Below are 25,031 nucleotides of genomic sequence, written 5' to 3'. Positions count from 1 at the left end.
AGCTGGAAAGTCCCTGCGATGAAAGTCTCCGATACACGTAAATTGCCGCGCCGCGTCGTTAATGTCACCGTCATGGGCCTCGGTTGCGCCCAGATGGGCAATCTCTACCGGGTCACGCCCTATGAAGAGTCCAAGGGTGCGTTCGACAAGGCGTGGGAAAGCGGCATGCGTTATTTCGATACCGCGCCGTTTTATGGCTACACGCGGTCGGAGCGTCGTCTCGGCACCATGGTGACGGAGCATGAACGGAGCGAATACACGCTGAGCACCAAGGTCGGCCGCGTGATGGTTCCTGACGAGACCGTCGGGCCGGAGGAAGATGCCTATATTGCACCCCTGCCCTTCCGACCGGTCTATGATTATTCTTATGACGGCATCCTGCGCTCTTTCGAGGCCAGCCAGCAGCGGCTTGGTGTTCTGAAGCCGGATATTCTTTATGTGCATGATATCGGCTCCTTCACCCATGGTGAAAAACACCGGCACTACTGGGAGCAGCTGACCACTGGCGGCGGCTTTCGCGCGCTTGGCAAGCTGCGTGAGGAAGGATCGACGGGCGCTGTCGGCCTCGGCGTCAACGAGTGGCAGATCGTCAACGATGCCATGGATGTCTTCGATATCGATGTCGCCATGCTGGCCGGCCGCTATACGCTGCTGGAACAGCAGAGCCTTGCTTTCATGAACCGCTGCGCTGAAGGCGGCGTTGGCATCGTTGTCGCCGGCGCATTCAACTCGGGCATTCTGGCCGGTAACCGCAAGTTCAATTATGCCGACGCGCCTGCCGATATCCTCACGCGTGTCGACGCGTTGCAGAGCGTCTGCGAGGAGCTGGGTGTCTCGCTGCAGGCGGCTGCATTGCAGTTTCCGCTCGCACATCCGGCCTCGGTCACGGTTGTTTCGGGAGCGCGCAATGCGCAGCAGCTTACCTCCAATATCGAATGGTTCGAACAGTCGATCCCGGATGAATTCTGGTCCGAGCTGCACAGGCGCGGCCTGATTGCCGAAGGTGCGCCTACGCCTGTCTGGAAGGCTTGAGGCATGATTATCGACGCCCACCAGCATTTCTGGCTGATGAAGGATCGCGCAGGGCAATGGCCGCCGCCATCGCTTGCCGCCATCTACCGGGATTTTCTCCCCGCCGATCTGTCGCCTCTGCTGGCTGCTGCCGGGGTTTCCGGCACGGTGCTGGTTCAGACGATGGAGACCGCGGCCGACACGGATTTCATGCTGGCGCTGGCGGAAAAGACCAATTTCATCAAAGGCGTTGTCGGCTGGGTGGACATGAAGTCCGCCGATGCACCGGATGAAGTCGCCCGCCGGGCAAAACATCCGGCGTTCAAGGGGGTGCGTCCGATGTTGCAGGGCATGGAGGATGTTACCTGGATCGATGATCCGGCACTCGATCCTGCCGTGGCGGCGTTGGTGAAGCACGGTCTGGTGTTCGACGCGCTGGTCCTGCCGCCCAATCTGTCGCATCTGCTGTCGTTCGCCCGCCGCCATCCGCAGTTACCCATCGTCATCGACCATGGTGCGAAGCCCCTGATTGCCACCGGTCACTACAGCGACTGGCGCAAGGATATGGCCGCTTTGGCGGCTCTCGCAAATGTCCATTGCAAGCTCTCCGGTCTACTGACCGAGCGCGGTGAGCAGCGGCCGGAAGCGGTGCGGCCCTATGCCGAAACCATTCTGGAACTGTTTGGCGCAAACCGTGTGATTTTTGGCAGCGACTGGCCGGTATTGCGACTGGCGGGCGATTATCCGGCCTGGCTGAATTTCTGCCGCGATATCGTGCCGGCAGAGGACCATGCGGCAGTTTTTGGCGGTAACGCCGTTCGTTTTTATTCCCTTTCGGACAGGTGATGCATGCTGGCGATTTTCTGCGAGACCCCGGGTCAACTCGTCCCCAAGGAACTGCCGAAACCGGCGCGTGGCGAAGGTGAAGTGCTGGTGCGGATCCGCCGCATCGGTGTCTGCGGGACGGATCTGCACATCTTTACTGGAAACCAGCCTTATCTTTCCTATCCGCGCATCATGGGTCATGAACTTTCCGGCACGGTGGAAGAAGCGCCGGAAGGCAGCCATCTGTCCGCCGGCGACGTTGTTACCGTCATTCCCTATATCTCATGCGGCAAATGCAGCGCCTGCCTGAAGGGCAAGAGCAATTGCTGCCGCAATATCGGTGTGCTCGGCGTTCATCGCGATGGCGGCATGGTCGAATATCTGAGCGTGCCGCAGCAATTCGTGCTGAAGGCGGAGGGGTTGAGCCTTGATCAGGCGGCGATGGCCGAATTTCTGGCTATCGGCGCACATGCGGCGCGTCGTGGAGCGGTCGAGAAGGGACAGAAGACACTGATCGTCGGCGCTGGTCCTATCGGCATGGCAGTTGCAGTTTTTGCGGTTCTCGACGGCAGTGAAGTAACCATGATCGACGGGCGCACCGACCGGCTGGATTTCTGCAAGCAGCATCTCGGGGTCGCGCATACGGTGACGCTTGGTGGCGGCGACAGCGATCGTCTTTCCGAAATTACCGACGGCGACTTCTTTGATGTGGTCTTCGACGCGACCGGCAATCCAAAAGCCATGGAGCGCGGGTTTTCCTTTGTCGGCCATGGTGGTTCCTATGTTCTGGTCTCCATTGTCGCCAGCGATATCACTTTCAACGATCCGGAGTTCCACAAGCGCGAGACGACGCTGCTCGGCAGCCGCAACGCTACGCCTCAAGATTTCGAGCGCGTCTTGCAGGCCTTGCGGGAAGGCAAGGTACCGGAAGCACTGATTACCCATCGTATGACGCTTGCCGACGTACCCTCCAGATTTGCCGGGCTGACCGATCCGAAGGCCGGAGTCATCAAGGGCATGGTGGAGGTCGCATGACGCTCGATACGCCCATCCTGCAATTCGGCACCAGCCGCTTTCTCCTGGCGCATGCGGATCTCTTTATTTCGCAGGCGTTGGACAAGGGCGAGGCCCTTGGGCGCATCGCCCTTGTCCAGACGACCGGCAATGCGGAGAGCCTGAAGCGTGTTGCGGCGCTGAATAGCGGCGCACCCTACCCCGTGCGTATTCGCGGCATCCGCGATGGGCAGGAGGTGGATGAGGAAATTCAAGGCAGGGCTGTCACGCGGGCGCTGACCGCTATGACCAACTGGGCCGAGGTGCGCCGCCTTGCCTGTGAGGTGGAGGTCATTCTGTCGAATACGGGTGATCGCGGTTATGAGCTGGATTCTGCCGACGGGCAGCATCTTGCTGCGGATTTCACGACCGTGCCGAAAAGCTTTCCGGCGAAACTCTGCATGTTGCTGCTGGAGCGTTTTCAGCGCAATCCGGAAGCGCCTGTGTCCATCTTCCCCTGCGAGCTCGTGCCGCGTAACGGCGAAAAGCTGAAGGAGCTCATTCGCCGGCTTGCCGATGAATGGCAATTGCCGGCGGGTTTTGCCTTTTATCTGAATGAGAAGTGCCGTTTCGCCAATAGCCTGGTGGATCGCATTGTTTCCGAGCCTATCGATCCGGTTGGTGCAGTGGCCGAACCCTATGCGCTCTGGGCGATAGAGAATCAGCACGGGCTTGTCCTTCCCTGCACTCACCCTGCGGTGGTGCTGACCGACGATCTCGGCCGCTATGAAAAGCTGAAGCTTTTTCTGCTCAATCTCGGACATTCCTATCTGGCGGAACGCTGGACGCAGGACGCGCGTGCGAAGGACGAGACGGTGCGGCAGGCAATGGCCGATGATGCGCTCGTTGCCGATTTGGAAACGCTCTGGCGGGACGAGGTTCTGCCGGTCTTTGCTGCGGAAGGCATGGGAGACGAGGCTGAGGCCTATATCGGCCAGTTGCGGGAGCGTTTGCGCAATCCCTTTCTCGCGCATCGGCTATCCGATATCGCCGGCAACCACGATGAAAAGAAACGTCGCCGCTTCGCCCCGGTCATTGCCGCAGCGGAGCGACTGGGGTTGAGCCTGCCGCAGTCGAAGCTGCGCGCGGCGCTTGCCACCATCAAGCAATAATGGAGTTTTTCATGCAGCGCATGGGCATGGTCATAGGCGTCAAACCGGAGATGATCGCGGAGTATAAACGGCTGCATGCCGCTGTTTGGCCGGAAGTTCTGGCGCTCATCAGCGACTGCAATATCCGCAATTACACGATCTTCCTGCGCGAGCCGGAAAATCTGCTCTTCGGTTATTGGGAATATCACGGCAGCGATATCAGCGCCGACATGGCGAAGATGGCCGCAAGCCCCAAGAACCAGGAATGGTGGTCCTTCACCATTCCCTGCCAGCAACCGCTCGAAAGCCGCAGGCAAGGCGAGTGGTGGGCGATGATGGAAGAAACCTTCCACCACGATTGAACGATTTCCTTTGACACTGACCGCGAGTGAACGGCCATGACCAAAATTACAGATCTGCGTGTTTTCGACCTGCGTTTTCCGACTTCCCAGAGCCTTGACGGTTCGGATGCGATGAACCCCGACCCGGATTATTCGGCGGCTTACGTCATCCTCGATACCGATGAGCCGGGCCTTAAAGGTCATGGGCTGACCTTCACCATCGGCCGCGGCAATGACATCTGCTGCATGGCCATCGAAGCAATGCGTCACCTGGTGGTCGGCACCGATCTTGCCACCGTCACCGAGAACCCCGGCAAATATTGGCGGCATCTGACAAGTGACAGCCAGCTGCGCTGGATCGGCCCGGACAAGGGCGCGATGCATCTCGCCACCGGCGCGGTCGTCAATGCGGTCTGGGATCTGCTGGCCAAGAAGGCGGGCAAGCCGGTGTGGCAGCTTGTTGCCGATATGAGCCCGGAAGAGATCGCCGATATTGTCGATTATCGCTATCTGACCGACGTGCTGACGCGTGACGAGGCGCTTGCGATCCTGAGACAAGCCGAAAGCGGCAAGAAGGCGCGTATAGAGACGCTGAAGAACGAGGGTTACGCCTGCTATACCACGTCGGCCGGATGGCTCGGTTATGACGACGCCAAGCTGCGTCGCCTTTGCCAGGAGGCCATCGATGCCGGATTCAACCATGTGAAGATGAAGGTCGGCCGCGATCTGGAAGACGATATCCGCCGTCTCACCATTGCCCGCGAAGTGATCGGTCCCGATCGTTACCTGATGATCGATGCCAACCAGGTGTGGGAAGTGGATCAGGCAATCGACTGGGTGAAGAAACTCGCCTTCGCCAAGCCGTTCTTCATCGAGGAGCCGACCAGCCCGGACGATGTTGCCGGCCATCGCAAGATCCGTGCCGCCATTGGCCCGGTGAAGGTGGCGACCGGGGAAATGTGCCAGAACCGTATCATGTTCAAGCAGTTCATCGCCGAAGGCGCCATCGACGTGGTGCAGATCGACAGCTGCCGCATGGGCGGTCTGAACGAGGTGCTGGCGGTGCTGCTGATCGCCACCAAATACAATCTGCCGGTTTGGCCGCATGCCGGTGGCGTCGGTCTTTGCGAATATGTGCAGCACCTGTCGATGATCGACTATCTGGTGGTGTCAGGCACGAAGGAAGGCCGCGTCATCGAATATGTCGACCATCTGCACGAGCATTTCATCGAGCCCTGCGATATCAGAAATGCCGCTTACATGCCGCCGAAACTGCCGGGCTTCTCCATCGAAATGAAGCCGGAGTCGATCGAGACCTATACTTTCGAGGGATGATCGAAGGAGAGCAGCGCCGCCTCAAGGCGCTGCCATTCCGCCTCGCTGCCAGGAAGGCCGAAACGCATGTCGTTCGGCCTTTCATCGAAGATGCGGACCAGAATGCCGCGCCGGCCAAGATGGCCGAAGAGTTCAGCGGCCCGATGGTCCCGCATAAGTGTAAACAGGGAGGTACCGCCGGCAATTTTCAGGCTCACTTTTTCCAGCAGGTGGTTCATGCGTCTTGCTTCCTCTGCGAGCCGGAGGCGCATGGATGATTGCCATTCCCTGTCCGCCAGGGCTTCGGTTGCAATATGCAGCGCCGGGCCGGAAACCGCCCAGGGGCCAAGCCTCGCTTCCAGTTCGGCGGCGATATCGGGATGCGTTATCGCGAAACCCAGCCGAACGCCCGCCATGCCGTAAAATTTGCCGAAGGACCGCAGAACCACAAGCGCATCCTCGCCGACAGCAGTTGCGAGACTTTCGGCCTGACCCGTTTCGATGAAGGCTTCATCCACAACGAGCAGACCGCCCTTGCGATGCATGGAAGCGGCGAGCGACGACAGTGATTTGCGGTCGGTCACACGGCCATCCGGATTGTTGGGATTAACAACCACGGCATAGTCGTAAGCCGGCAGCCCGCTGATATTGTCCACTTCTGTCATGACCAGCCCTGCCATCCGCGCGGTGCGGGCATGTTCGGCATAGGCGGGGGAAAGCACGGAGCCACTTCTGGCACCCCGGGCGAGCGCGATCTGGGCCAGCAGCGGCATCAGCATCTGGGTGCCGGGAGAAAGCGCGACATGCCGGGCGGAGGGTGCGCCGAAATGGGTTGCCGCCAGTTGTTTCAGCTCTTCGGCGGCATCGGGTTCCGGCAGGCGGGCGAAGGCGCTGGCGGGGACGGACGAATGCGGATAGGAGTGTGGGTTGATCCCGGTCGAAAGGTCGATCCACGGTTCAGGTGCGTCGGGAAACATCAGGCGCGCCTTGCCAAGATTACCGCCGTGACGGATCGTAGCCTGCGTCTTTTCTGATACTGTCTCGCCCATGTTCTTTGCTCTCGCTTTCCTGTCGCTCGTGATCGAACGCCTGACCGGCTATCCGGACTGGCTGTTCAACCGTATCGGCCACCCCGTCACCTGGATCGGTTCGCTTATCGCGCTGCTGGACAAAAAATGGAACCGGGAGCGTGCGCCATTTTCACAGCGCAAGATCGCAGGTGCGGCGGCTCTGGCTGTTTTTGTCGGGCTGACGGCGATCCTCACATGGTTTGTGCAATCGGCTTTGCTTGTTTTGCCTTTCGGCCTTCTGGCTGTGGCGGTCCTCGGCGCTTCTCTCCCGGCGCAGAAAAGTCTGGAGCAGCACGTGGGGGCTGTCGCCGCGGCGCTGGAGCGCGAAGGAGTGGAGGGTGGTCGCAAGGCGGTGTCGATGATCGTCGGGCGCGATCCGAAAAAGCTGGACGAAGCGGCGATCTGCCGGGCGGCGATTGAAAGCCTCGCCGAGAATTTTTCCGATGGCATTGTCGCCCCTGCCCTTTGGCTCGGCCTGCTGGGTCTGCCGGGCGGCGCGGCCTACAAGGCGATCAATACGGCCGACAGCATGATCGGCCATCGCTCGCCCCGCCATGAGGCCTTCGGCTGGGCCTCGGCTCGGCTGGACGATCTGGTCAATCTGCCGGCATCGAGGCTGAGCGGCGGTCTTTTTGTGGTCGCCGCGTGTTTTGTGAAGGGTGCGTCGCCCAAAGGGGCGATCGCCGCAATCTGCCGCGATGCACGGCATCATCGTTCTCCCAATGCCGGCTGGCCGGAGGCGGCGCTCGCAGGCGCTCTCGGCTTCGCGCTCGCCGGGCCGCGCTCCTATGGCGGGCAGATGATCGAGGCGCGCTTCATGGGTGAAGGCGGCAGGGCGGCGCTGGTTGCCGGCGATATTCGTACGGCGCTAAGGCTGGCGAGGATCGCCGACCTGTTGCTGATTGGCCTATTCGGGCTTCTGGCGGTGCTTATCGCGCTATAGACAGCAGCCCGTCGAGATCGAGATGCTGCTCCATATGCGCCGCCAGGCGGTCAAGAACAGCGTCCACCTGCTGATCATAGTTCAGCTCCGTGCCGTGACCGCCAAGCCGCTTCAGCCATGCGCCGCGCTGGCGGTCGTCCGCGAAAAGGCCGTGTATATAGGTGCCGAAGATGCGGCCATCGGGCGACATCGCGCCGTCGACATGGCCATCAATCGTCGAAAAAGGCAGATTGCCCGCTGTGCCAGTGGTTTCGCCGACATGCATTTCGTAGCCGGATAAATCAACTCCGTCGAAACTCGTACCGCGCACGGAAACGAGCCGCTTATCGCCTGCCAAAACCGTGTCGACATCAAGCAGACCAAGCCCTTCAACCTTTGCCGGTGGTCCTTCGATACCATCGGGATCGGCAATGGTTTTTCCGAGCATCTGATATCCGCCGCAAAGCCCGACAACAAAACCGCCGCGTCGTGCATGCGCCCTGATATCGATGTCGAGGCCAGCATTTTTCAGCACGGCGAGATCGGCGATGGTGGATTTCGAGCCGCACAGCAGCACCAGCCGGCAATTGGCGGGAATGGTTTCGCCCGGCCGCACGCGGATCAGCTCCACATCCGGCTCGATGTCCAGCGGATCGAGGTCGTCGAAATTGGAAATATGCGGCAGGATCGGCACGGCGATCCGGATCTTTGCGTCGGGCTTCTGCCGGGCGGGGCCGGCAAGGCCAAGCGCATCCTCCGCCGGCAGTTTCGCGGCATCGGAAAAATGCGGCAGAAGCCCGATGGGGGACCAGCCTGTCTTTTCCGCAATCATCCGCATGCCGTCCGAAAACAGGGCCGGATCGCCGCGAAATCGGTTGACGATAAAACCTTCTATCATCGTTGCATCTTCCTGTTCGAGCACGGCCTTGGTGCCGACAAGACTGGCGATGACGCCGCCCCGGTCTATATCGCCGATCAGGATGACGGGCGCATCGGCGGCGCGGGCGAAACCCATATTGGCGATGTCATTGGCGCGAAGATTGATTTCGGATGCGCTACCCGCCCCTTCCACCAGCACGAGATCGGCCTGCTGTTTCAGGCGTTCGAAGCTTTCAATCACCCGTGGCATCAGCCCGGCCTTCATGTGCTGATAATCGGCTGCCTTGGCGTTTCCGACAACCTTACCCTGTACTACCACCTGCGCGCCGGTTTCGCTCTGCGGTTTCAGGAGCACCGGGTTCATGTGGACGGAAAGCGGTACGCCGGCCGCCCGCGCCTGCAGCGCCTGCGCGCGCCCGATCTCGCCGCCGTCGGCGGTAACCGCCGCATTGTTGGACATGTTCTGCGGCTTAAACGGCATGACGGACAGGCCGCGCCGGGTGAATGCACGGGCAAGGCCGGCCACCATCAGCGATTTGCCGACATCCGAGCCGGTTCCCTGAAACATCAGCACCCGCGCAGTCATGTCAGAATTCTATCCCCGCCTGCGCCTTCACGCCCGCCTTGAAGTGATGTTTCACCAGCGTCATTTCTGTCACCATATCGGCGGCGTCGATCAGCGGTTGCTTGGCGTTGCGGCCGGTAACGATGACATGCAGATCGGGCCTGCGGCTGGAAAGCGTTTCGACGACCTCTTCCAGCGGCAGGTAATCGTAACGCAGCGCGATGTTCAGCTCATCGAAGACCAGCAGGCCGATCGTTTCGTCCGCCATCAGCGCCTTGGCTTCTTCCCAGGCTTTTGCGGCTGCAGCCACATCGCGTTTCAGATCCTGCGTGTCCCACGTGAAACCCTCGCCCATGGTGCGCCATACGACCTTGTCGCCAAACAGGGTCAGCGCCTGCTGTTCACCCGTCGACCATGCACCCTTGATGAATTGCACAATACCCACCCGACGCCCGGTGCCGAGCATGCGCAAGGCAAGGCCAAAAGCAGCTGTGGATTTGCCTTTACCGGGGCCGGTATTGATCATCAGCAGGCCTTTTTCGACGGTCTTTGCCGCGACTTCGGCGTCCTGCACCGTTTTGCGGTTGACCATTTTCCGCCGGTGGCGTTCGGCTTCGCTGTCGCTGATGTCACGTGTCATCGCGTTTTCCTTCTCATCCAGCGTTGCGGGAATACGTGCCCCGCCATTCGGAGCGGCGACTATACCCAATTTGCCGCACCCGGCAATGCGCCAGCCACGGGGCCGCGGCATTGACCCCCGCGCCCGTTCAGCCTAAGGGTAACGGACTGACGGTCTTTTCCCGGCAACGGGAAAAGCTAAGAGGGAACACGGTCAACCCCGATTGCCGGGCCATTCCGTGGCTGCCCCCGCAACTGTAAGCGGTAAGCCCGCACCGTAAAGCCACTGGACCTCTCTCATGGTTCGGGAAGGCGGTGCCCGGGTGTTGATCGAGCCGCAAGCCAGGAGACCTGCCGTTTCAGGAAAAAACGTCTGCCGGGCGGGGTGCTCCGGTCAGTCGGTCCGATCGAACAGCCGGCTTGCGCCTGTCCGCGTGCCGTTTTCGATATCCGCACCCCTGAAGATTTTTGAAGGCGCGGGAACGGGACGTTTGGATATTTCAGCAACATCTCCATGTGCAGGCGGAAACACGCAGGACGAAACGGCGCCCGGCGTGGTCGTCTTCGTTTGCCGAAGCTGTCGCGATGAAGCCGATCCGAATGCCGAACCGCGTCCCGGTTCGCGCCTTGCCGACGCCGTTATCGCAAAGGCGGAGGAGGCGGGCATTGCCGTCCGTTCCGTCAATTGCCTTGCCAATTGCAAGCGCGGCCTCAGCGCCGCACTGCGCAGCGCCAATGGCTGGTCCTACGTCTTCGGCGGGCTGACGTCCGGCGATGCGGAAGATTTGCTGACCGGCGCGCGGCTGCTGGCTGCCGCCCCCGATGGCCTGATGCCCTGGCGCGGCCGCCCCGAACCATTAAAGCGCGGCATGGTGGCGCGCATTCCCCCATTCGATTTTACCGAGGAGAGATCATGAGCACCCTTCTGGACCGCGTTCCCTGCACCATCGTCACCGGCTTTCTGGGGGCTGGCAAAACCACGCTGCTGCGCGGACTTCTCGAAAAGCTTGACGGCAAGCGGCTCGCCATCATCGTCAATGAATTCGGCGATATCGGCATCGACGGCGAAATCCTGAAAGGCTGCGGTATTGAAAGCTGCCCGGAAGAGAACATCGTCGAACTGGCCAATGGCTGCATCTGCTGCACGGTGGCGGATGATTTCCAGCCCGCCATCGAGCAGATTCTGAGCCGCCAGCCCAAGGTGGAGCACATCCTCATCGAGACCTCGGGGCTTACCCTGCCAAAGCCGCTGGTGCAGGCCTTCCAGTGGCCGGCGATCAAGAGCCGTGTCACGGTAGACGCTGTTGTGGCCGTGGTGGATGGTGCGGCCCTTGCCGAGGGACAGGTTGCCCACGACATGGAAGCGCTCGCCGCCCAGCGCGCCAATGACGAGGCGCTCGATCACGATGACCCGGTCGAAGAGGTTTTCGAAGACCAGGTCGCCTGCGCCGATCTCATCGTGCTGACCAAGGCCGATCTTCTTGACGATACCGGTCTCGACAGGGCGAAGGCGCATATTCTCGAACATCTGCCGAAAGCGGCGAAGATCGTCGTGGCTTCGAACGGCGCCATCGATCCGGCTGTGCTGATCGGTCTCGGTCTTGCGGTGGAAGAGGATATCGAAAACCGCCGCACCCACCATGATGGCGAGCTTGACCACGAGCACGATGATTTTGACAGCTTCGTCATCGATCTGCCGGCGGTGAGCGATCCGGAAGCGCTGGCGGCGCGTATCGCCGAGACGGCGGCTGCGGAAAACGTGCTGCGCATAAAAGGCTTTATCGAGGTCTCCGCCAAGCCGATGCGCCTGCAGGTGCAGGCTGTCGGCAGCCGCGTCAATCATTATTATGACCGTCCCTGGGCGGTGGGCGAGGAACGCCGCAGCCGCCTCGTCGTCATCGGCGAAAAGGGTATCAACCGCGAAAAAATCGAGCAGATGCTGGCTGCCTGACCCATGCATATTCTCGCCACCACATCCTCGTCTCTTGACGATCTGATCGAGCCGGTTGATCTCAACCAGCCCAGGTCGGATGTGGTGATCCTGTCTTTCTCGGCAAGCGATCTTGCCGGGCTGGAACAGGCCTGGCAGCGTGCTGACAGCGCTGTTCCAGCCCTGTCCGTCGCCAATCTTTCCGAGCTTCGGCACCCCATGTCTGTCGACCTCTGGATTGAAAAGACGGCGGGACATGCTCGCGTCATTCTTATCCGGATTCTCGGCGGCGCGGAGCGCTGGCGTTATGGCGTCGACCAGCTTGCCATTGTGGCGCGCAGGCGCGGCATAAAGCTCCTGCTCCTGCCGGGAGAGTGCAGCGAAAGGGACGAAAAGCTCGAAGCGGCTTCGACCGTGGACAGGCAGATGCTGGCCTCCGTTCTCTCCTTCTTCCGGGAGGGCGGACAGGAGAATATGGGCCGTCTTGCCGCCGGCCTCACCGTTCTCGCGAGCGACGGGGAGTGGCCGGATATGGAGGCCGCGCCATTGCCGAAAACCGGTTTCTATCGGCCGGATCGAGGTGTGGTCGGGCAGGCTGAAGCCTGTGCCGGTTTTCCTGCCGATGCGGCCATTTTGCCCATTCTCTTTTACCGCTCCATGCTGCTGGCGACAGACGCGGCACCCGTCGACGCACTCTTTCATGCTCTTTGCGAGCGCGGTTTTGCGCCCCTGCCGATTTTTGTCAGCGGCCTGAAGGATGGCGAGGCCATCCGTTTTCTTGATACTGTGCTGCCTGAGTTGCAGCCCGCTGCGATCATTGCCGCCACGGCTTTCGCCAGCCAGGCGGATGATAGCGGTAAGACCCTGTTCGACCGCCTGGGCGTGCCGGTTTTTCAGGTGGTCATGGCAACGACACGACGCGACGGCTGGGCGGAAAATGCGCGCGGTCTCAATCCCTCCGACCTTGCCATGCATGTGGTCCTGCCCGAACTGGATGGCCGGATTCTCGCCGGTGCGATTTCGTTCAAAGAGGCGCGGATGGATGGCGGTGTCAGTCTGCTCAACGTGCCGGAAACGGACCGCGTCGAACAGGTTGCAAACCGCATCGCGGCCTTTCTGCGATTGAAACATGCACCACCTGAAGATCGCCGCATCGTCATTCTGATGCCGGATTATCCGGGTGCCGCGCCCGGGCGCACCGGTTATGCCGTCGGTCTCGATGTGCCGCAGAGCGTGCTGGAAATGCTGCGCGATCTTGCCGGTGCCGGTTATGCGGTCGGGGATATTCCCGATACGGCGCGGGGGCTGCTCGATCGTGTCGAACAGCAGGTTGCGGCGATCGATCTTTCCGCCTACCGGGATTTTCTTGCGGCTATACCGGCGACTGCTCTTGCATCGGTGAATGCGACGTGGGGAGCAGCGGAAGACGACGACGCGTTGACTGATGGCGCATTCCATTTTCGCGTTGCCCGCTTCGGGCAGGTTTTCGTGGCGCTGGCGCCGGATCGAGGGCGCAATGAGGATCGGCGGGTGGACTATCATGACCCTGCCCTGCCGCCCCGTCACGCGCTTGTCGCTTTTGGCGGCTGGATGCAGCGGGTGGCGGATGCGCATGCCATCGTGCATGTCGGCGCACATGGCACGCTGGAGTGGCTGCCGGGCAAAACCGTGGCGCTTTCACGCGACTGTTTTCCGGAAATCGTCACCGGGTCTTTGCCGGTGATCTATCCCTTCATCGTTTCCAATCCGGGTGAGGCGGCGGTGGCCAAACGGCGGATCGCGGCCGTCACCATCGGCCATATTCCGCCAGTGCTGGTCAATGCCGGCCTGTCGCCGGAGCAATCGGCGCTGGAACAGCTGGTCGATGAATATGCGCAGGCCGACGGTCTGGATCGCCGCCGCCGCGACCGGCTGGCGACGCTGATCGTCGAAAAGGCGCTGGAGACCGGACTTGCAGCCGAGGCGGGCGTGGGTGCAAAGGACGATGCCGATGCAGCCCTGTCGCGTATCGACGCCTTTCTCTGCGACCTCAAGGATTTCGCCATCAAGGATGGCCAGCATGTTTTCGGCCGTTGCCCCGGAGGTGAGAGCGATCCCCTGAGGCTGAAAAGCGCCGAATCGGAAAAGACCGCCCTGCTTGCCGCGCTCGATGGCCGGCATGTAATGCCTGGCCCTTCCGGCGCGCCGGCGCGCGGGCGGCTTGACGTGTTACCGACCGGTCGCAATCTTTATGCCGCCGATCCGCGCACCATGCCGACGCCCACGGCTTTCGAGCTCGGACGTGTGGCGGGCGAAGAGGTGCTTCGCCATTATCTGCAGTCCCATGGTGACTGGCCGAAACATCTGGTTTTCGATCTCTGGGGCAGCGCCAGCCTTCGCAATGGCGGCGAGGATGTGGCGCAGGCGCTGCACCTGATGGGGGCGCGACCGATCCACGACGCTGCTACCGGCCGTGTTACCGGCATAGAGGTCCTGCCGCCGGCGAGCATCGGGCGTCCACGCGTCGATGTGACCTTTCGCATTTCCGGCCTGTTTCGCGACATGTTTCCGGCGTTGATCGCACTCCTCGATGCCGCCGCCAAGGCTGTGGCGCAGCGTGACGAAGCACCGGGAGACAATCCGCTTGCGGAGGAGGCGGCGAGCCTCGGATATATACCGCCGCGCATCTTCGGTTCCGCGCCCGGCACCTATGGCGCAGGTATCGAGGAAAAGCTCGCCAGCGGGAAATGGGATGAGCGTGAGGAGTTGGGGCAAGCCTATCTCGACGCGGCAAATCACGCCTTTGGCGGGGCCGATGGGCTGGAGATGTTCGAAAATGCCGGTTTTGCGGAACTGGTGCACCGGGCCGATCTTCTGGTTCATACCGGCGATGATCCGGGTCGCGACCTTCTGGATGGTTCGTCCGATGTCGCTTTCATCGGCGGTTTTTCCGCCGCGAAGGCTGCACTCGGCGCCGCTGCCGATATCGTTGCGCTGGATACGACCGATCCGGCGCGCCCGCGCGCCCGGTCGATGGCGCAGGCGCTGACCCGGGTGGTGCGCGCCCGCGCCGTCAATCCGCGCTTCATTGCGGGCCAGATGCGGCATGGTCCGCGCGGCGCGGCGGAATTTGCCGAGACGGTGGATCGGCTCGTTGGTTTTGCCGAAACCACGCATGCTGTTTCCTCCTCACTGGTCGAGGCGCTTTACGACGCCTATTTCGGTAATGAGGAGGTGCGTGATTTCATCCTGCGGGAGAACCCCAAGGCAGCGGTGGCGATGGCCGAGCGTTTTTTGTCTGCCCGCCGTCGCGGACTATGGCACAGCCGCCGCAATGCGGTGGATGTTGAGCTTGAAATGCTGATCCTGCCCCGCGCCGAAAGGGTGGGGACATGATCGCGGCCGCAGCCGATCCCGTTCAGCCATTTGGCCGCCGCGGCCTTTGCCCGGCCCTATCCGCCCCCATGCGCACCGGCGACGGTTTCCTGTCGCGGATCGCGTTCGAGGCGGATATTTCGCCCCGCGCGATGATAGCGCTTTGCCATCTTGCCGAGCGACATGGCAACGGATTGATCGATATTACCGCGCGCGGCAGTCTGCAATTTCGCGGCCTGACGCCGGCAAGCGCCTGCGCTCTGGAAAAAGATGTCCTGACACTCGGTCTGCCTCTGCGCGAGGGGCTGGCAGTCGAGATTTCACCCCTTGCCGGCCGGGACGAGGTGGAAATTGCTGATAGCCGTCCCCTCGCCGCGGAGATTCGTAAAGAAGCTGACCGACTTGCTCTCCATGAAAAGCTCGCCGCCAAAATGTCCGTCGTCATCGACGGTGGCGGGCGTCCTTCCATGGGGGATTTGTTCGCCGATATTCGCCTGAAAGCAGTGTCGGTGGATGGTCAGGCCTTCTGGCGACTGCTGGTCGGAGGGCCTGAAAGCAAGGCGCTGAGCGCGGGAGTGGTTGAGACAGGTGCGGCGGCGGGTGTGGTTCTGTCACTGCTTCTTTGTCTGGCCGGCAAGGGACCGCTCGCGCGTGGCCGTGATCTGGATAGGCAGACCGTAAAAGCGGTCTGCGGCGATTGTTTGCAGGATCAGGTGACTGGCGGCGAAGCCGCCGCAGCGTTTTCGCCCTTGGGGCTGATGACCGTGGGAAAGGATCGCTCCGCTGCCTGGGTTGCGCCTGCCTTTGGCCAGGTGCGAGGATCCGACTTATCGCGCCTGTGCGAGCGTGCCGATCTGCTCGGTATCAAGGCCTTGCGGCCATCGCTGAACCATAGCCTGCTATTCTTTGGCTCGTCATCCGCCTGCAGCGCCGTTATTGAGACTGCGAAGGTGTCCGGTTTCGTCACTGCGGCCGGCGATGCGCGTTCGTCCATTGCCGCCTGCTCGGGTGCTCCGGGCTGCGCCTCTGCTTTTTTTTCGACCCACGAACTGGCCGCTTTTGCGTTCCGGGAATGTGCGTCGATGCTCGACGGCTCCTTCACGCTGCATTTTTCCGGCTGCGGTAAAGGTTGCGGGCATCCTGCTCCTTCACTTCTTGCCCTTTGCGGCACAGCCGATGGTCTCGCCGTTTCCGTTTCCGGCCGCGCAGGTGACCCGCCCGTTGTGATTATACCTTTCGAGCAACAGAAGACGGTGCTTTCGCGGCTTGCCCGTCTTTACGAAAAAGAACATAAGCCCGGGGAAAACGCTGCCACCCTGTTTGCCCGCCTGGGCAGGGACAAGATCGGTGCGGCGCTTCGACAGGATGACTGATGACAGACTATGATTATATTCGCGATGGCAATGCGATCTATGAGCGCTCTTTTGCCATTATCCGCGAGGAAGCGGATTTATCCGCCTTTACCGAAGAGCAGGCGGATATCGCCATCCGCATGATCCATGCCTGTGGGCAGGTGGAGGCAGCTAGCCATTTCCGCTTCTCGCCGAACTTCGTTTCGGCCGCCCGCGGCGCGCTTCTTGCCGGAAAGCCCGTTCTGTGCGACGCGGAAATGGTCGCCCATGGCGTGACCCGCGCCCGGCTTCCGGGCGATAATGCCGTCATCTGCACGCTGCGCGATCCGCGCACGCCGGAACTCGCGAAAAAGATCGGCAACACCCGGTCTGCGGCGGCTCTCGATCTCTGGGCGGACAAGCTCGAGGGTGCGCTCGTTGCGATCGGCAATGCGCCGACGGCCCTGTTCTATCTTCTGGAGATGCTGGAAAAGGGCGCCCCCCGTCCCGCCGCCATCCTCGGCATGCCGGTTGGTTTTGTCGGCGCGGCGGAATCGAAAGACGCGCTGGAGGCGAGTGGGCTCGGCATTCCCTATGCCATCGTCAAGGGACGGATGGGCGGCTCAGCCATGACGGCCGCCGCCGTCAACGCGGTTGCGAGGGCAGGCCTGTGAGTGCTGCTCTTTTTGAACATTCCAAGGGCAAACTCGTCGGTGTCGGCACCGGCCCCGGCGATCCCGAGCTGCTGACGCTGAAGGCCGTCCGCGCCATTGAAAATGCCGATGTCCTTGCCTTTTTCTGCAAGAAGGGCGGCAGCGGCAATGGTCGCGGCATCGTCGAGGCCTTCATCCGCCCCGGCACGCTGGAAATGCCGCTGATCTATCCCGTCACCGTCGAAAGCGACAAGAACGGCGAAGACTATCGTGGTGCGATCGCTGCATTCTTCGATCAGTCGGCGAAGGACATTGCGGCCCATCTCGATGCCGGACGTAATGTCGCCGTGCTCTCGGAAGGCGATCCGCTGTTTTACGGCTCGTATATGCATCTCCATCTGCGGCTTGCGCCCGCCTATGAGGCCGAGGTCGTTGCCGGCATCACTGCCATGTCCGGTTGCTGGTCCATGGCAGGGCTGCCGCTGGTACAGGGGGATGACATATTGAGCGTACTTCCCGGAACGCTCGGCGAGGATGTTCTGACGGAGCGCCTGTCCGGAACGGACGGCGCCGTCATCATGAAAGTCGGGCGTAACTTGCCAAAAATCCGCCGGGCGCTGGAAAAGGCCGGCAAGCTAAAAGAGGCGATTTATGTCGAGCGCGGCACCATGGCAAACAGCCACGCGGTACCGCTCATCGAGCGTGATGCATCGCCGGCACCCTATTTTTCGCTGGTTCTCGTACCCGGCTGGAAAACCAGACCCGGTGCGGGTGAAAAGCCATGACCGGCAAGCTCGTCGTTGTCGGCCTCGGCCCCGGCAATGTGGCGCAGGTAACGCCGGAGGCGCTTGCCGCCGTCGAAGCCTCGGAAGATTTCTTCGGTTATATCCCTTATCTCGACCGCCTGTCGCTGGCGCCGCACCAGCGTCGCCATGCCTCTGACAATCGCGAGGAAATCTCCCGCGCCGAACAGGCGCTCACCCTTGCGGCCGAGGGCGGCAAGGTCTGTGTGGTTTCCGGCGGCGATCCCGGGGTCTTCGCCATGGCGGCGGCGATTTGCGAGGCGATTGAAAACGGCCCGTCCGAATGGCGCAATATCGATTTTTCCGTCGTGCCGGGCGTGACCGCCATGCTGGCCGTTGCCGCTAAGGCCGGCGCGCCGCTGGGGCATGATTTTTGCGCCATTTCGCTGTCGGATAATCTGAAGCCGTGGAGCATCATCGAAAAACGGTTGATTGCGGCAGCGGAGGCCGGATTTGTGATGGCTTTCTACAATCCCGTCAGCAAGGCGCGTCCGCACCAGCTCGGCACCGCCTTCGACGTGTTGCGGGCGCATTTGCCCGGCTCGGTCCCGGTCATTTTCGGCCGCGCCGCGGGCCGTATGGAGGAGCGAATTAGGATCGTGCCGCTGTCGGAGGCAGCAAGCGACATGGCGGATATGGCCACCTGCATCATCGTCGGGTCGGTGGAAACACGTCTCATCGCGCGTTCCGGCAAAGAACCGATCGTTTATTCGCCGCGTTTTTCAAAAAGGGAAAGCTGATGGCGGATGGCGGTAAGCGCGGTTGCGATATCAGGCGCCGTCACCCTGTTTGCAGGCGTGTCGCTCAACTGTTGCGGCCGCTCGATCATGATGACCGGCAGGCCGAGCCGCCTCGCCGCTTCGATCTTGCCGTAACTGGCGCTGCCGCCCGAGTTTTTCGATATTACCGTCTCGATACGGTTTTCCTGCAGCATGCGGATTTCGTCATCCAATATGAAGGGGCCGCGGGCGGTGATGTAGCGCGCGTCCGGCACATTCAACTGCGGCTCCACGGGGTCCACGCTGCGAATGAGATAGCTGTGCTGGGGCGCGATTTCAAAAGGAAGAAGCTCCTGCCGGCCGAGCGCCAGAAAGACACGCTTTCTTTCGTTGCCGAGCGCGGCAACGGCCTGTCCGACAGTCTCGACGCTGTGCCATGTGTCCCCCGGCTGCCGGTCCCAGGCGGGACGCGCAAGTACGATAAGCGGGATACCGGCAAGCCTTGCCGCCTCAGTAGCGTTGGCGGAGATTCTCGCCGCATAGGGATGGGTGGCGTCCACCAGAATATCGAAACTCCCGGCCCGAATGAAATTCGCCAGCCCCGCCGCGCCGCCGAACCCGCCGCTGCGCATCGGTACGGGCTGTTCGACCGGCGAGAGCGTGCGCCCTGCCATGGACAGCAGAATTCGGTAGCCGGAGTCTTCCGCCAGCCTGCCGGCCAGAATGCGGGCATCCGCGGTGCCGCCAAGGATGAGTATGGAGCGCGTCATGACGTCTGAATATTCCGGAATGGGCGAGGCTTCCACCGAAAAGAGAGAAAAGCCCTGGCTTTCCATCGTCGGCATTGGCGAGGACGGGCTTGACGGACTTGGGAAAAATGCGCTCCGGGCGATTGAGGCTGCGGAGGTGGTGTTTGGAGGCAAACGCCATCTGGAGCTAGCGGCCGCAGCCGTTCGCGGTGAGGCCCGTCCATGGCCGGTGCCGTTCGATGTGGAGATGAGCGATGTTCTGGCGCTGCGTGGCAGGCGGATTTGCGTTCTCGCCTCTGGCGATCCATTCTTCTACGGCGTGGGTGTGACGCTTCTTCGGCGGATTCCGTCGAAGGAGACGATCTGCTATCCCGCCCCTTGCGCCTTTTCCCTGGCCGCCGCGCGGCTTGGCTGGGCATTGCAGTCAACCGAATGCGTATCGCTGCATGGGCGCTCCATCGATTTCCTGCGGCCGCATCTGCATGCCGGCGCGCGGATCATTGCGCTTACCTCGGATGAGCGTGACCCGGCCTTGATTGCGGAACTGCTCTCCGAGTCCGGTTTCGGTCAATCGGAGTTTCTTTTGCTCGAAGCCTTGGGCGGGGAGCGGGAACGGCGGCGGCAGGTTAAGGCGGCCGATTTTACCTTTGAAGAGATAGACCCGCTGAACCTGGTGGCGATCGACGTCGTGGCGGATGCGGATGCGCGAATCCTGGCTTTTACGCATGGTCTCGATGATAGCCTGTTCGAACATGACGGACAGATAACCAAACGCGAAATCCGGGCTGTGACGCTTTCCTCGCTGGCGCCCCGGCGTGGAGAATTGCTTTGGGATGTTGGCGCCGGTTCGGGTTCGATCGGTATCGAATGGATGTTGTCGCATCCCTCGCTGCGCGCCATCGCCATCGAGCAGCATTCGGAAAGGGCGGAGCGGATCACCCGCAATGCCGATGCTTGCGGCGTTCCGGGGCTTGAGGTCATGATAGGCGTAGCCCCCGGGGCTTTAGAAGGCTTGCCTGAGCCGGATGCGATCTTCATCGGCGGCGGCGGCAGTGAAACGGGTGTGTTCGAGGCTGCCGTGGACGCCCTGAAACCGGGCGGACGGCTGGTTGCCAATGCGGTGACGCTGGAAATGGAAGCGGTATTGCTTGCCGCCCAGGCGAAATTCGGTGGCTCGATGATCCGGCTGGAAGTTTCACGTGCGGGGGCTGTCGGTGCCATGTCGGGCTGGCGTCCTGCCATGCCGGTGACACAATGGAGCTGGATCAAACCGTGGTGACAGTCGCCGGCATAGGTTGCCGCAGGGGCACGGATTCGAAAGCGATTGTGGCTGCCGTGCGTGCTGCCGAGCAGATGTTTGGTATGATCGTCGAAAGCCTTGCGACCGCGCCGCTCAAGTCAGAAGAAGCAGGTCTTCGGGAGGCGGCGCAAAACCTGTCGCTGCTGCTTGAAATCATATCTGAGGATCGGCTCGATGCCGTTGCCTCAAAAACGATGACATTTTCACAGGCCAGCCTCGATCACGCCCACACGCCAAGCGTCAGCGAAGCTGCGGCTCTCGCCGGCGCGGGGGAAAATGCAAGGCTTGTCGCGCCGCGACTCGTGGTCGGTGATGTCACTGTGGCCATCGCAACGACAAGCAGCGCGCCACGGGATAATGGCTGCGCCATTGAACATGGAGAACAACAATGACGGTTCATTTCATCGGCGCCGGTCCGGGCGCCGCCGATCTCATTACGGTACGCGGGCGGGATCTCATCGCAGCGTGCCCCGTCTGCCTTTACGCCGGTTCGCTGGTCCCGAAGGCCCTGATCGATTATTGCCCGCCGGGTGCGCGCATCATCGATACGGCAGCACTTTCGCTCGATGAGATAGAGGCGGAATTCGTGGCGGCGGCAAAAGCCGGCAAGGATGTGGCGCGGCTGCATTCCGGCGATCTTTCGGTCTGGAGCGCCATGGGCGAACAGATACGCCGTCTGGAGCGTCTGGGCCTCGATTATACCGTCACGCCCGGCGTGCCCTCCTTCGCGGCCGCCGCTGCCACCCTGCAGCGGGAACTGACGGTGCCGGAAGTGGCCCAAAGTCTTGTATTGACCCGCATTTCCGGTCGTGCATCGAAGATGCCCGACGGCGAGACGCTGACGGCTTTCGGGGCGACCGGTGCGACGCTTGCCATCCACCTTGCCATCCACGCCATCGGCAAGGTGGTGGAGGAGCTGACGCCGCTTTACGGTTCCGATTGCCCGGTCGCTATCGTGGTGCGCGCTTCGTGGCCGGATGAGCGTGTCATTCGCGGCACGCTGTTTGATATCGAGGGCAGGCTTGTGGCCGAACCGGTGGAGCGCACGGCGCTGATCTTCGTGGGGCGTGGCCTTGTCTCGACGGATTTTCGTGAGAGCGCGCTTTATAGCGCCGACTATGTACGCCGGTTCCGCTCTCCGAAGGAAGATGCGGTGGGCTGATGCGACGGCGTGGAGGCGGTGCGGCCCTTGAGTGCACCCTGACGGTCAAACACCAGAATATCGAGCGCAATGGTCGGTGTTTTCAGCGCCGCAGCGGCGGTTACCCAGGCCTTTTCCGCAACGATTGCGCCGAGGTCGATGGACCTTTGGTCGGCCAGTTGGAACGCATGGGCCACCGTATTGGCGCTGCGTATGGCCGTGGCAAGCTCCCCGTCGCCTCCGGCTTCCGCGGCCAGCGCAGCCAGCGCGTCGAGATCGGCAAGACCTTTCTTGGAGTGCACGTCGAGCATGCCCTGGGCGAGTTTGGTCATCTTGGCGACGCCGCCGGCAATCGTCACCCGCTCGACCGGGTGGCTGCGCAGGTATTTCAGCATGCCGCCAATGAAATCTCCCATGTCGATCAGGGCGGTTTCGGGCAGGTCGTAAAGCGCCTGCCCGGCCCTTTCGGAACTGTTGCCGGTGGCGCCGAGAACATGCGTGCAGCCCGTAGCGCGCGCCACATCGATGCCGCGCCAGATGGAGTGAATCCAGGCCGAGCAGGAAAAGGGGATGACGACACCGGTGGTGCCGAGAATGGAAATGCCACCGAGAATGCCGAGCCTGCCATTCAGGGTTTTTTCCGCCAGTTTCTCGCCATCGCGAACGGAAATCTCGACTTCGAAATCTGCCTCCGGTCCCGCCACTTCCCGAATGGCGGCCTCGATCATCTTGCGTGGCACCGGGTTGATGGCGGGCTCTCCCGGCGGCAGCGGCAGGCCCGGCCGGGTAACGGTGCCGACGCCTTTTCCAGCCTTGAAGGTGATGCCGCTTCCGGGTTCGCCCCGCCTGATCGTACTTTCGATCAGCGCGCCATGAGTCACGTCTGGATCGTCACCCGCATCCTTGACGACACCGGCGCGGGCGAAGTTTTCACCCTTTTCTTCGGTGGCGAGGGAAAATGCAGGCCTCGCACCGCTTGGAAGTTCGACCTCGACAGGGTAAGGAAATTCGCCGGTCAGAAGGGCGGCGCAGGCCGCCTTCGTGGCGGCTGCCGCGCAGGTGCCCGTGGTCCAGCCGCGGCGAAGGGTCTTTCCATCCGTTTCCATATGAATTCCTATAGCCGGGACGGCTTTTTCCGTCATCGTTAAAAAAGCAGCCAAAAAAGAATGTCGATAGCGCAGATTTTGAACAGCATCGCCGCAAAAGGTCCGGTCTTCGAGGCCGGTCACGTCTGGCTTGCGGGCGCGGGGCCTGGCGATGTGCGTTATCTGACACTGGAAGTGGCGCTGGCGCTGTCTCAGGCCGAGATCATCGTGCGCGATGCGCTGGTGAGCGACGATGTCGTCGCGCTCGGTCCGCAGGCGGAAATCGTATTTGCGGGTAAAAGGGGCGGCAAGCCCTCCGCGACTCAGGACGACATTACCGCTTCGCTGATCGATTTTGCCCGGCAGGGCAAAAAGGTACTGCGGCTGAAGGGCGGCGATCCCTTCATCTTCGGCCGGGGTGGCGAAGAGGCGGAAGCGCTTGTCCGCGCCGGCATTCCCTTTCGCATATTGCCGGGCATGACCTCTTCGCTTGCGGCTCTCGCTTCTGCGCGCATTCCCGCCACCATGCGCGGCATCAGCCGCGCAGTGACGCTTGCCACCGGTCATGCTGCGGGCACTGAGGAGGATCTCGACTGGCCGGCGCTCGCGAAAACGCAGGAACCCATCGTCGTTTATATGGGACTGAAAAATATCGGCGTGATCGCGGCACTGCTGATGCAAGGCGGGCGTTCGGGCACTACCCCGGTTGCGGTTATCATGTCGGCGACGACGGCGCAGGAGCGTATTTTCATCGGAACACTGGAAAGCATAGCTGACGATGCACATCGCGAAAATTTCGAAGCCCCGGCTTTGATCGTCATCGGCGAGATTGTTTCGATGCGCGAACGGCTTGGAGTTTCAGGGGCATGACGGCGCGGGCGATCATCATCGGCGCACCGCGCTCGGGGTCCGGCAAGACCAGCGTGACCATCGGCCTGCTCCGAGCCTTTGCCCGACGCGGTATCAAGGTGCGCGGCATCAAGACGGGGCCGGATTACATCGATCCCGGTTTTCACGCCTTCGCCACCGGCACGCCGGGCCTCAATCTCGACAGCTGGGCCATGAAGCCGGACCTGTTGCGGCACCTGTTCTTGCAGCAGACCGAGGATGCGGAGCTTATTCTGATCGAAAGCGCCATGGGTCTGTTCGACGGTATTCCCGTGGCGGAAAACCGCACCGGTTCAGCTGCAGATCTGGCGCGGCTGTTCGGCATTCCCGTGCTTCTGGTGCTGGATGTGTCGGGCCAGTCGCAGACGGCCGCCGCCATCGCCCATGGTTTTGCCCATTACGACCCGACCGTTACCATGTCGGCGGTGGTGCTCAACCGGGCCGGCAGTGAAAGACACCGGACGTTGTGCACGGAGGCCATCGAAAAGATCGGCCTCCCCGTGGCCGGTTGCGTAATGCGTGATCCGTCGCTCATCCTGCCCGAACGGCATCTGGGGCTGGTGCAGGCGAGCGAACACCCGGAGATTGATGCCCATATCGAGCGGCTCGCGGATGCCATGGAAAAATCCATCGATCTCGATGCCCTGCTTTCACTCGCCGCGCCGGTGAATGTACCGTCCGGCTCGCTGTATGCGGCGATAGACCCCCCCGGGCAGCGCATTGCGCTGGCGGAAGACGCGGCTTTCACCTTCCTTTATCCGCATCTCAGGAAGCACTGGCACGCGGCCGGGGCCGAGATCGTGCCGTTTTCGCCGCTGGCAGATGAGGCGCCCGACGAGAGTTGCGATATCTGCTGGCTGCCCGGCGGATATCCGGAGCTTTTTGCCGGAAAACTCGCGGGCGCGACCGGTTTCAAGGCAGGGATCATCCGTTTTGCGGCGACAAGGCCGGTTCATGGCGAGTGCGGCGGCTACATGGTGCTGGGCGAGGCGCTGGAAGATGCTGGCGGCGTGACCCATGCAATGACTGGCCTTCTGTCGCATGCCACGAGTTTCGCGACGCGCAAAATGAATCTGGGCTACCGGCAGGCCACAATCGCTGCGAATGGCCCGCTCGGCATGGCGGGCGATATTCTGTGCGGCCATGAATTTCATTATGCCCGGGTCACCGATCCCGGCAGCGATGAGCCTTTCGCCCATATTGCTGACGGCCAGGGCCGACCGCTTGGACCATCGGGGGGCAGAAGAGGTCTTGTCTCGGGCACTTTTTTCCATGCCATCGCAAGAGGTGGCTGATCGTCTGCGATTTTGGCCCGGGCGACCTGCGGCAAAGTGGAGCGAGCTGCGAAAGTTTGTAGGCTCAGATCACGGATAAGTGCTATAGGTCGCT

24 protein-coding genes and 1 riboswitch are annotated in these 25,031 nt (G+C 61.8%); of the genes, 19 read left to right on the top strand and 5 right to left on the bottom strand.

Annotated elements, in window-relative coordinates; all coding sequences use genetic code 11:
- The first annotated feature begins 18 nt into the window (after positions 1 to 18).
- Genes N5D22_RS15250 through N5D22_RS15225 form a run of 6 tightly spaced genes read left to right on the top strand, consistent with a single transcriptional unit; the run spans position 19 to position 5,656 of the window.
- The gene (locus N5D22_RS15250) at positions 19 to 1,032 is read left to right on the top strand and encodes an aldo/keto reductase (protein WP_279656484.1); all 1,014 of its coding nucleotides are present in this window, start codon (positions 19 to 21) and stop codon (positions 1,030 to 1,032) included.
- A gap of 3 nt (positions 1,033 to 1,035) precedes the next feature.
- Positions 1,036 to 1,857, top strand: coding sequence for an amidohydrolase (locus N5D22_RS15245; protein ID WP_279656485.1), 822 nt, complete (start codon positions 1,036 to 1,038; stop codon positions 1,855 to 1,857).
- Between the two features lie 3 nt (positions 1,858 to 1,860).
- The gene (locus tag N5D22_RS15240; RefSeq protein WP_279656486.1) at positions 1,861 to 2,871 is read left to right on the top strand and encodes a zinc-binding alcohol dehydrogenase family protein; all 1,011 of its coding nucleotides are present in this window, start codon (positions 1,861 to 1,863) and stop codon (positions 2,869 to 2,871) included.
- Positions 2,868 to 4,001, top strand: a complete 1,134-nt coding sequence (locus N5D22_RS15235) for a mannitol dehydrogenase family protein (RefSeq protein ID WP_279656487.1) — start codon at positions 2,868 to 2,870, stop codon at positions 3,999 to 4,001. Before N5D22_RS15240 ends, N5D22_RS15235 begins: the two co-directional genes overlap by 4 nt.
- Positions 4,002 to 4,012: 11 nt before the next feature.
- Positions 4,013 to 4,342, top strand: a complete 330-nt coding sequence (locus N5D22_RS15230; RefSeq protein WP_279656488.1) for an L-rhamnose mutarotase — start codon at positions 4,013 to 4,015, stop codon at positions 4,340 to 4,342.
- A 36-nt stretch (positions 4,343 to 4,378) separates the two neighbouring features.
- On the top strand, positions 4,379 to 5,656 hold the full coding sequence (locus tag N5D22_RS15225; RefSeq protein WP_279656489.1) for an L-fuconate dehydratase: 1,278 nt from the start codon (positions 4,379 to 4,381) through the stop codon (positions 5,654 to 5,656).
- On the opposite strand, the gene cobD is transcribed toward N5D22_RS15225, so the two are convergent.
- Positions 5,638 to 6,684, bottom strand: a complete 1,047-nt coding sequence (gene cobD, locus N5D22_RS15220; RefSeq protein WP_279656490.1) for a threonine-phosphate decarboxylase CobD — start codon at positions 6,682 to 6,684, stop codon at positions 5,638 to 5,640. The genes N5D22_RS15225 and cobD overlap by 19 nt on opposite strands.
- On the opposite strand from cobD, the gene cbiB reads away from it, so the two are divergent.
- Positions 6,683 to 7,648, top strand: a complete 966-nt coding sequence (cbiB, locus tag N5D22_RS15215) for an adenosylcobinamide-phosphate synthase CbiB (RefSeq protein ID WP_279656491.1) — start codon at positions 6,683 to 6,685, stop codon at positions 7,646 to 7,648. The genes cobD and cbiB overlap by 2 nt on opposite strands.
- Here cbiB and N5D22_RS15210 read toward each other — a convergent pair.
- Both N5D22_RS15210 and cobO read right to left on the bottom strand, forming a co-directional pair.
- Positions 7,635 to 9,092 (bottom strand): cobyric acid synthase, encoded by a 1,458-nt coding sequence (locus N5D22_RS15210; protein ID WP_279656492.1) that lies wholly within the window; start codon positions 9,090 to 9,092, stop codon positions 7,635 to 7,637. The two genes, cbiB and N5D22_RS15210, sit on opposite strands and share 14 nt — an antisense overlap.
- A gap of 1 nt (position 9,093) precedes the next feature.
- On the bottom strand, positions 9,094 to 9,711 hold the full coding sequence (gene cobO, locus N5D22_RS15205) for a cob(I)yrinic acid a,c-diamide adenosyltransferase (protein WP_279656493.1): 618 nt from the start codon (positions 9,709 to 9,711) through the stop codon (positions 9,094 to 9,096).
- A gap of 133 nt (positions 9,712 to 9,844) precedes the next feature.
- Positions 9,845 to 10,063: riboswitch (cobalamin riboswitch) on the top strand.
- Between the two features lie 117 nt (positions 10,064 to 10,180).
- Here cobO and N5D22_RS15200 point away from each other — a divergent pair.
- Genes N5D22_RS15200 through N5D22_RS15170 form a run of 7 tightly spaced genes read left to right on the top strand, consistent with a single transcriptional unit; the run spans position 10,181 to position 18,500 of the window.
- Positions 10,181 to 10,606, top strand: a complete 426-nt coding sequence (locus N5D22_RS15200; protein ID WP_279656494.1) for a DUF1636 family protein — start codon at positions 10,181 to 10,183, stop codon at positions 10,604 to 10,606.
- Positions 10,603 to 11,640 (top strand): cobalamin biosynthesis protein CobW, encoded by a 1,038-nt coding sequence (cobW, locus tag N5D22_RS15195; protein ID WP_279656495.1) that lies wholly within the window; start codon positions 10,603 to 10,605, stop codon positions 11,638 to 11,640. Before N5D22_RS15200 ends, cobW begins: the two co-directional genes overlap by 4 nt.
- Before the next feature lie 3 nt (positions 11,641 to 11,643).
- Positions 11,644 to 14,994, top strand: coding sequence for a cobaltochelatase subunit CobN (cobN, locus tag N5D22_RS15190; RefSeq protein WP_279656496.1), 3,351 nt, complete (start codon positions 11,644 to 11,646; stop codon positions 14,992 to 14,994).
- On the top strand, positions 14,994 to 16,346 hold the full coding sequence (gene cobG / locus N5D22_RS15185; RefSeq protein ID WP_279656752.1) for a precorrin-3B synthase: 1,353 nt from the start codon (positions 14,994 to 14,996) through the stop codon (positions 16,344 to 16,346). Before cobN ends, cobG begins: the two co-directional genes overlap by 1 nt.
- Positions 16,346 to 16,978 (top strand): precorrin-8X methylmutase, encoded by a 633-nt coding sequence (locus tag N5D22_RS15180; RefSeq protein WP_279656497.1) that lies wholly within the window; start codon positions 16,346 to 16,348, stop codon positions 16,976 to 16,978. Before cobG ends, N5D22_RS15180 begins: the two co-directional genes overlap by 1 nt.
- A complete protein-coding gene (locus tag N5D22_RS15175; RefSeq protein WP_279656498.1) occupies positions 16,975 to 17,742 on the top strand; it encodes a precorrin-2 C(20)-methyltransferase in 768 nt (255 codons plus the stop codon). The genes N5D22_RS15180 and N5D22_RS15175 overlap by 4 nt, the downstream gene beginning before the upstream one ends.
- A complete protein-coding gene (locus N5D22_RS15170; RefSeq protein ID WP_279656499.1) occupies positions 17,739 to 18,500 on the top strand; it encodes a precorrin-3B C(17)-methyltransferase in 762 nt (253 codons plus the stop codon). The genes N5D22_RS15175 and N5D22_RS15170 overlap by 4 nt, the downstream gene beginning before the upstream one ends.
- On the opposite strand, the gene N5D22_RS15165 is transcribed toward N5D22_RS15170, so the two are convergent.
- Positions 18,467 to 19,249, bottom strand: a complete 783-nt coding sequence (locus tag N5D22_RS15165) for a cobalt-precorrin-6A reductase (RefSeq protein WP_279656500.1) — start codon at positions 19,247 to 19,249, stop codon at positions 18,467 to 18,469. The genes N5D22_RS15170 and N5D22_RS15165 overlap by 34 nt on opposite strands.
- Here N5D22_RS15165 and cbiE point away from each other — a divergent pair.
- Genes cbiE through cobM form a run of 3 tightly spaced genes read left to right on the top strand, consistent with a single transcriptional unit; the run spans position 19,248 to position 21,690 of the window.
- A complete protein-coding gene (gene cbiE / locus N5D22_RS15160; protein ID WP_279656501.1) occupies positions 19,248 to 20,507 on the top strand; it encodes a precorrin-6y C5,15-methyltransferase (decarboxylating) subunit CbiE in 1,260 nt (419 codons plus the stop codon). The genes N5D22_RS15165 and cbiE overlap by 2 nt on opposite strands.
- Complete coding sequence (locus N5D22_RS15155) at positions 20,501 to 20,920, top strand: cobalamin biosynthesis protein (protein ID WP_279656753.1); 420 nt, start codon at positions 20,501 to 20,503, stop codon at positions 20,918 to 20,920. The genes cbiE and N5D22_RS15155 overlap by 7 nt, the downstream gene beginning before the upstream one ends.
- On the top strand, positions 20,917 to 21,690 hold the full coding sequence (cobM, locus tag N5D22_RS15150; RefSeq protein WP_279656502.1) for a precorrin-4 C(11)-methyltransferase: 774 nt from the start codon (positions 20,917 to 20,919) through the stop codon (positions 21,688 to 21,690). The genes N5D22_RS15155 and cobM overlap by 4 nt, the downstream gene beginning before the upstream one ends.
- On the opposite strand, the gene N5D22_RS15145 is transcribed toward cobM, so the two are convergent.
- Positions 21,645 to 22,775, bottom strand: coding sequence for a cobalt-precorrin-5B (C(1))-methyltransferase (locus tag N5D22_RS15145; protein WP_279656503.1), 1,131 nt, complete (start codon positions 22,773 to 22,775; stop codon positions 21,645 to 21,647). The genes cobM and N5D22_RS15145 overlap by 46 nt on opposite strands.
- Before the next feature lie 60 nt (positions 22,776 to 22,835).
- Here N5D22_RS15145 and cobA point away from each other — a divergent pair, with 60 nt between their 5' ends.
- Positions 22,836 to 23,624: a uroporphyrinogen-III C-methyltransferase gene (cobA, locus tag N5D22_RS15140; RefSeq protein ID WP_279656504.1), complete on the top strand. Its 789-nt coding sequence runs from the start codon at positions 22,836 to 22,838 to the stop codon at positions 23,622 to 23,624.
- A complete protein-coding gene (locus N5D22_RS15135; protein WP_279656505.1) occupies positions 23,621 to 24,937 on the top strand; it encodes a cobyrinate a,c-diamide synthase in 1,317 nt (438 codons plus the stop codon). Before cobA ends, N5D22_RS15135 begins: the two co-directional genes overlap by 4 nt.
- Positions 24,938 to 25,031 lie beyond the last annotated feature (94 nt).

The organism is Agrobacterium sp. GD03872, assembly GCF_029840625.1.
GTDB lineage: Bacteria > Pseudomonadota > Alphaproteobacteria > Rhizobiales > Rhizobiaceae > Agrobacterium > Agrobacterium fabrum_A.
Note: the sequence above shows the minus strand (reverse complement) of the source record. Positions and strands in the feature narration are given on the sequence as shown.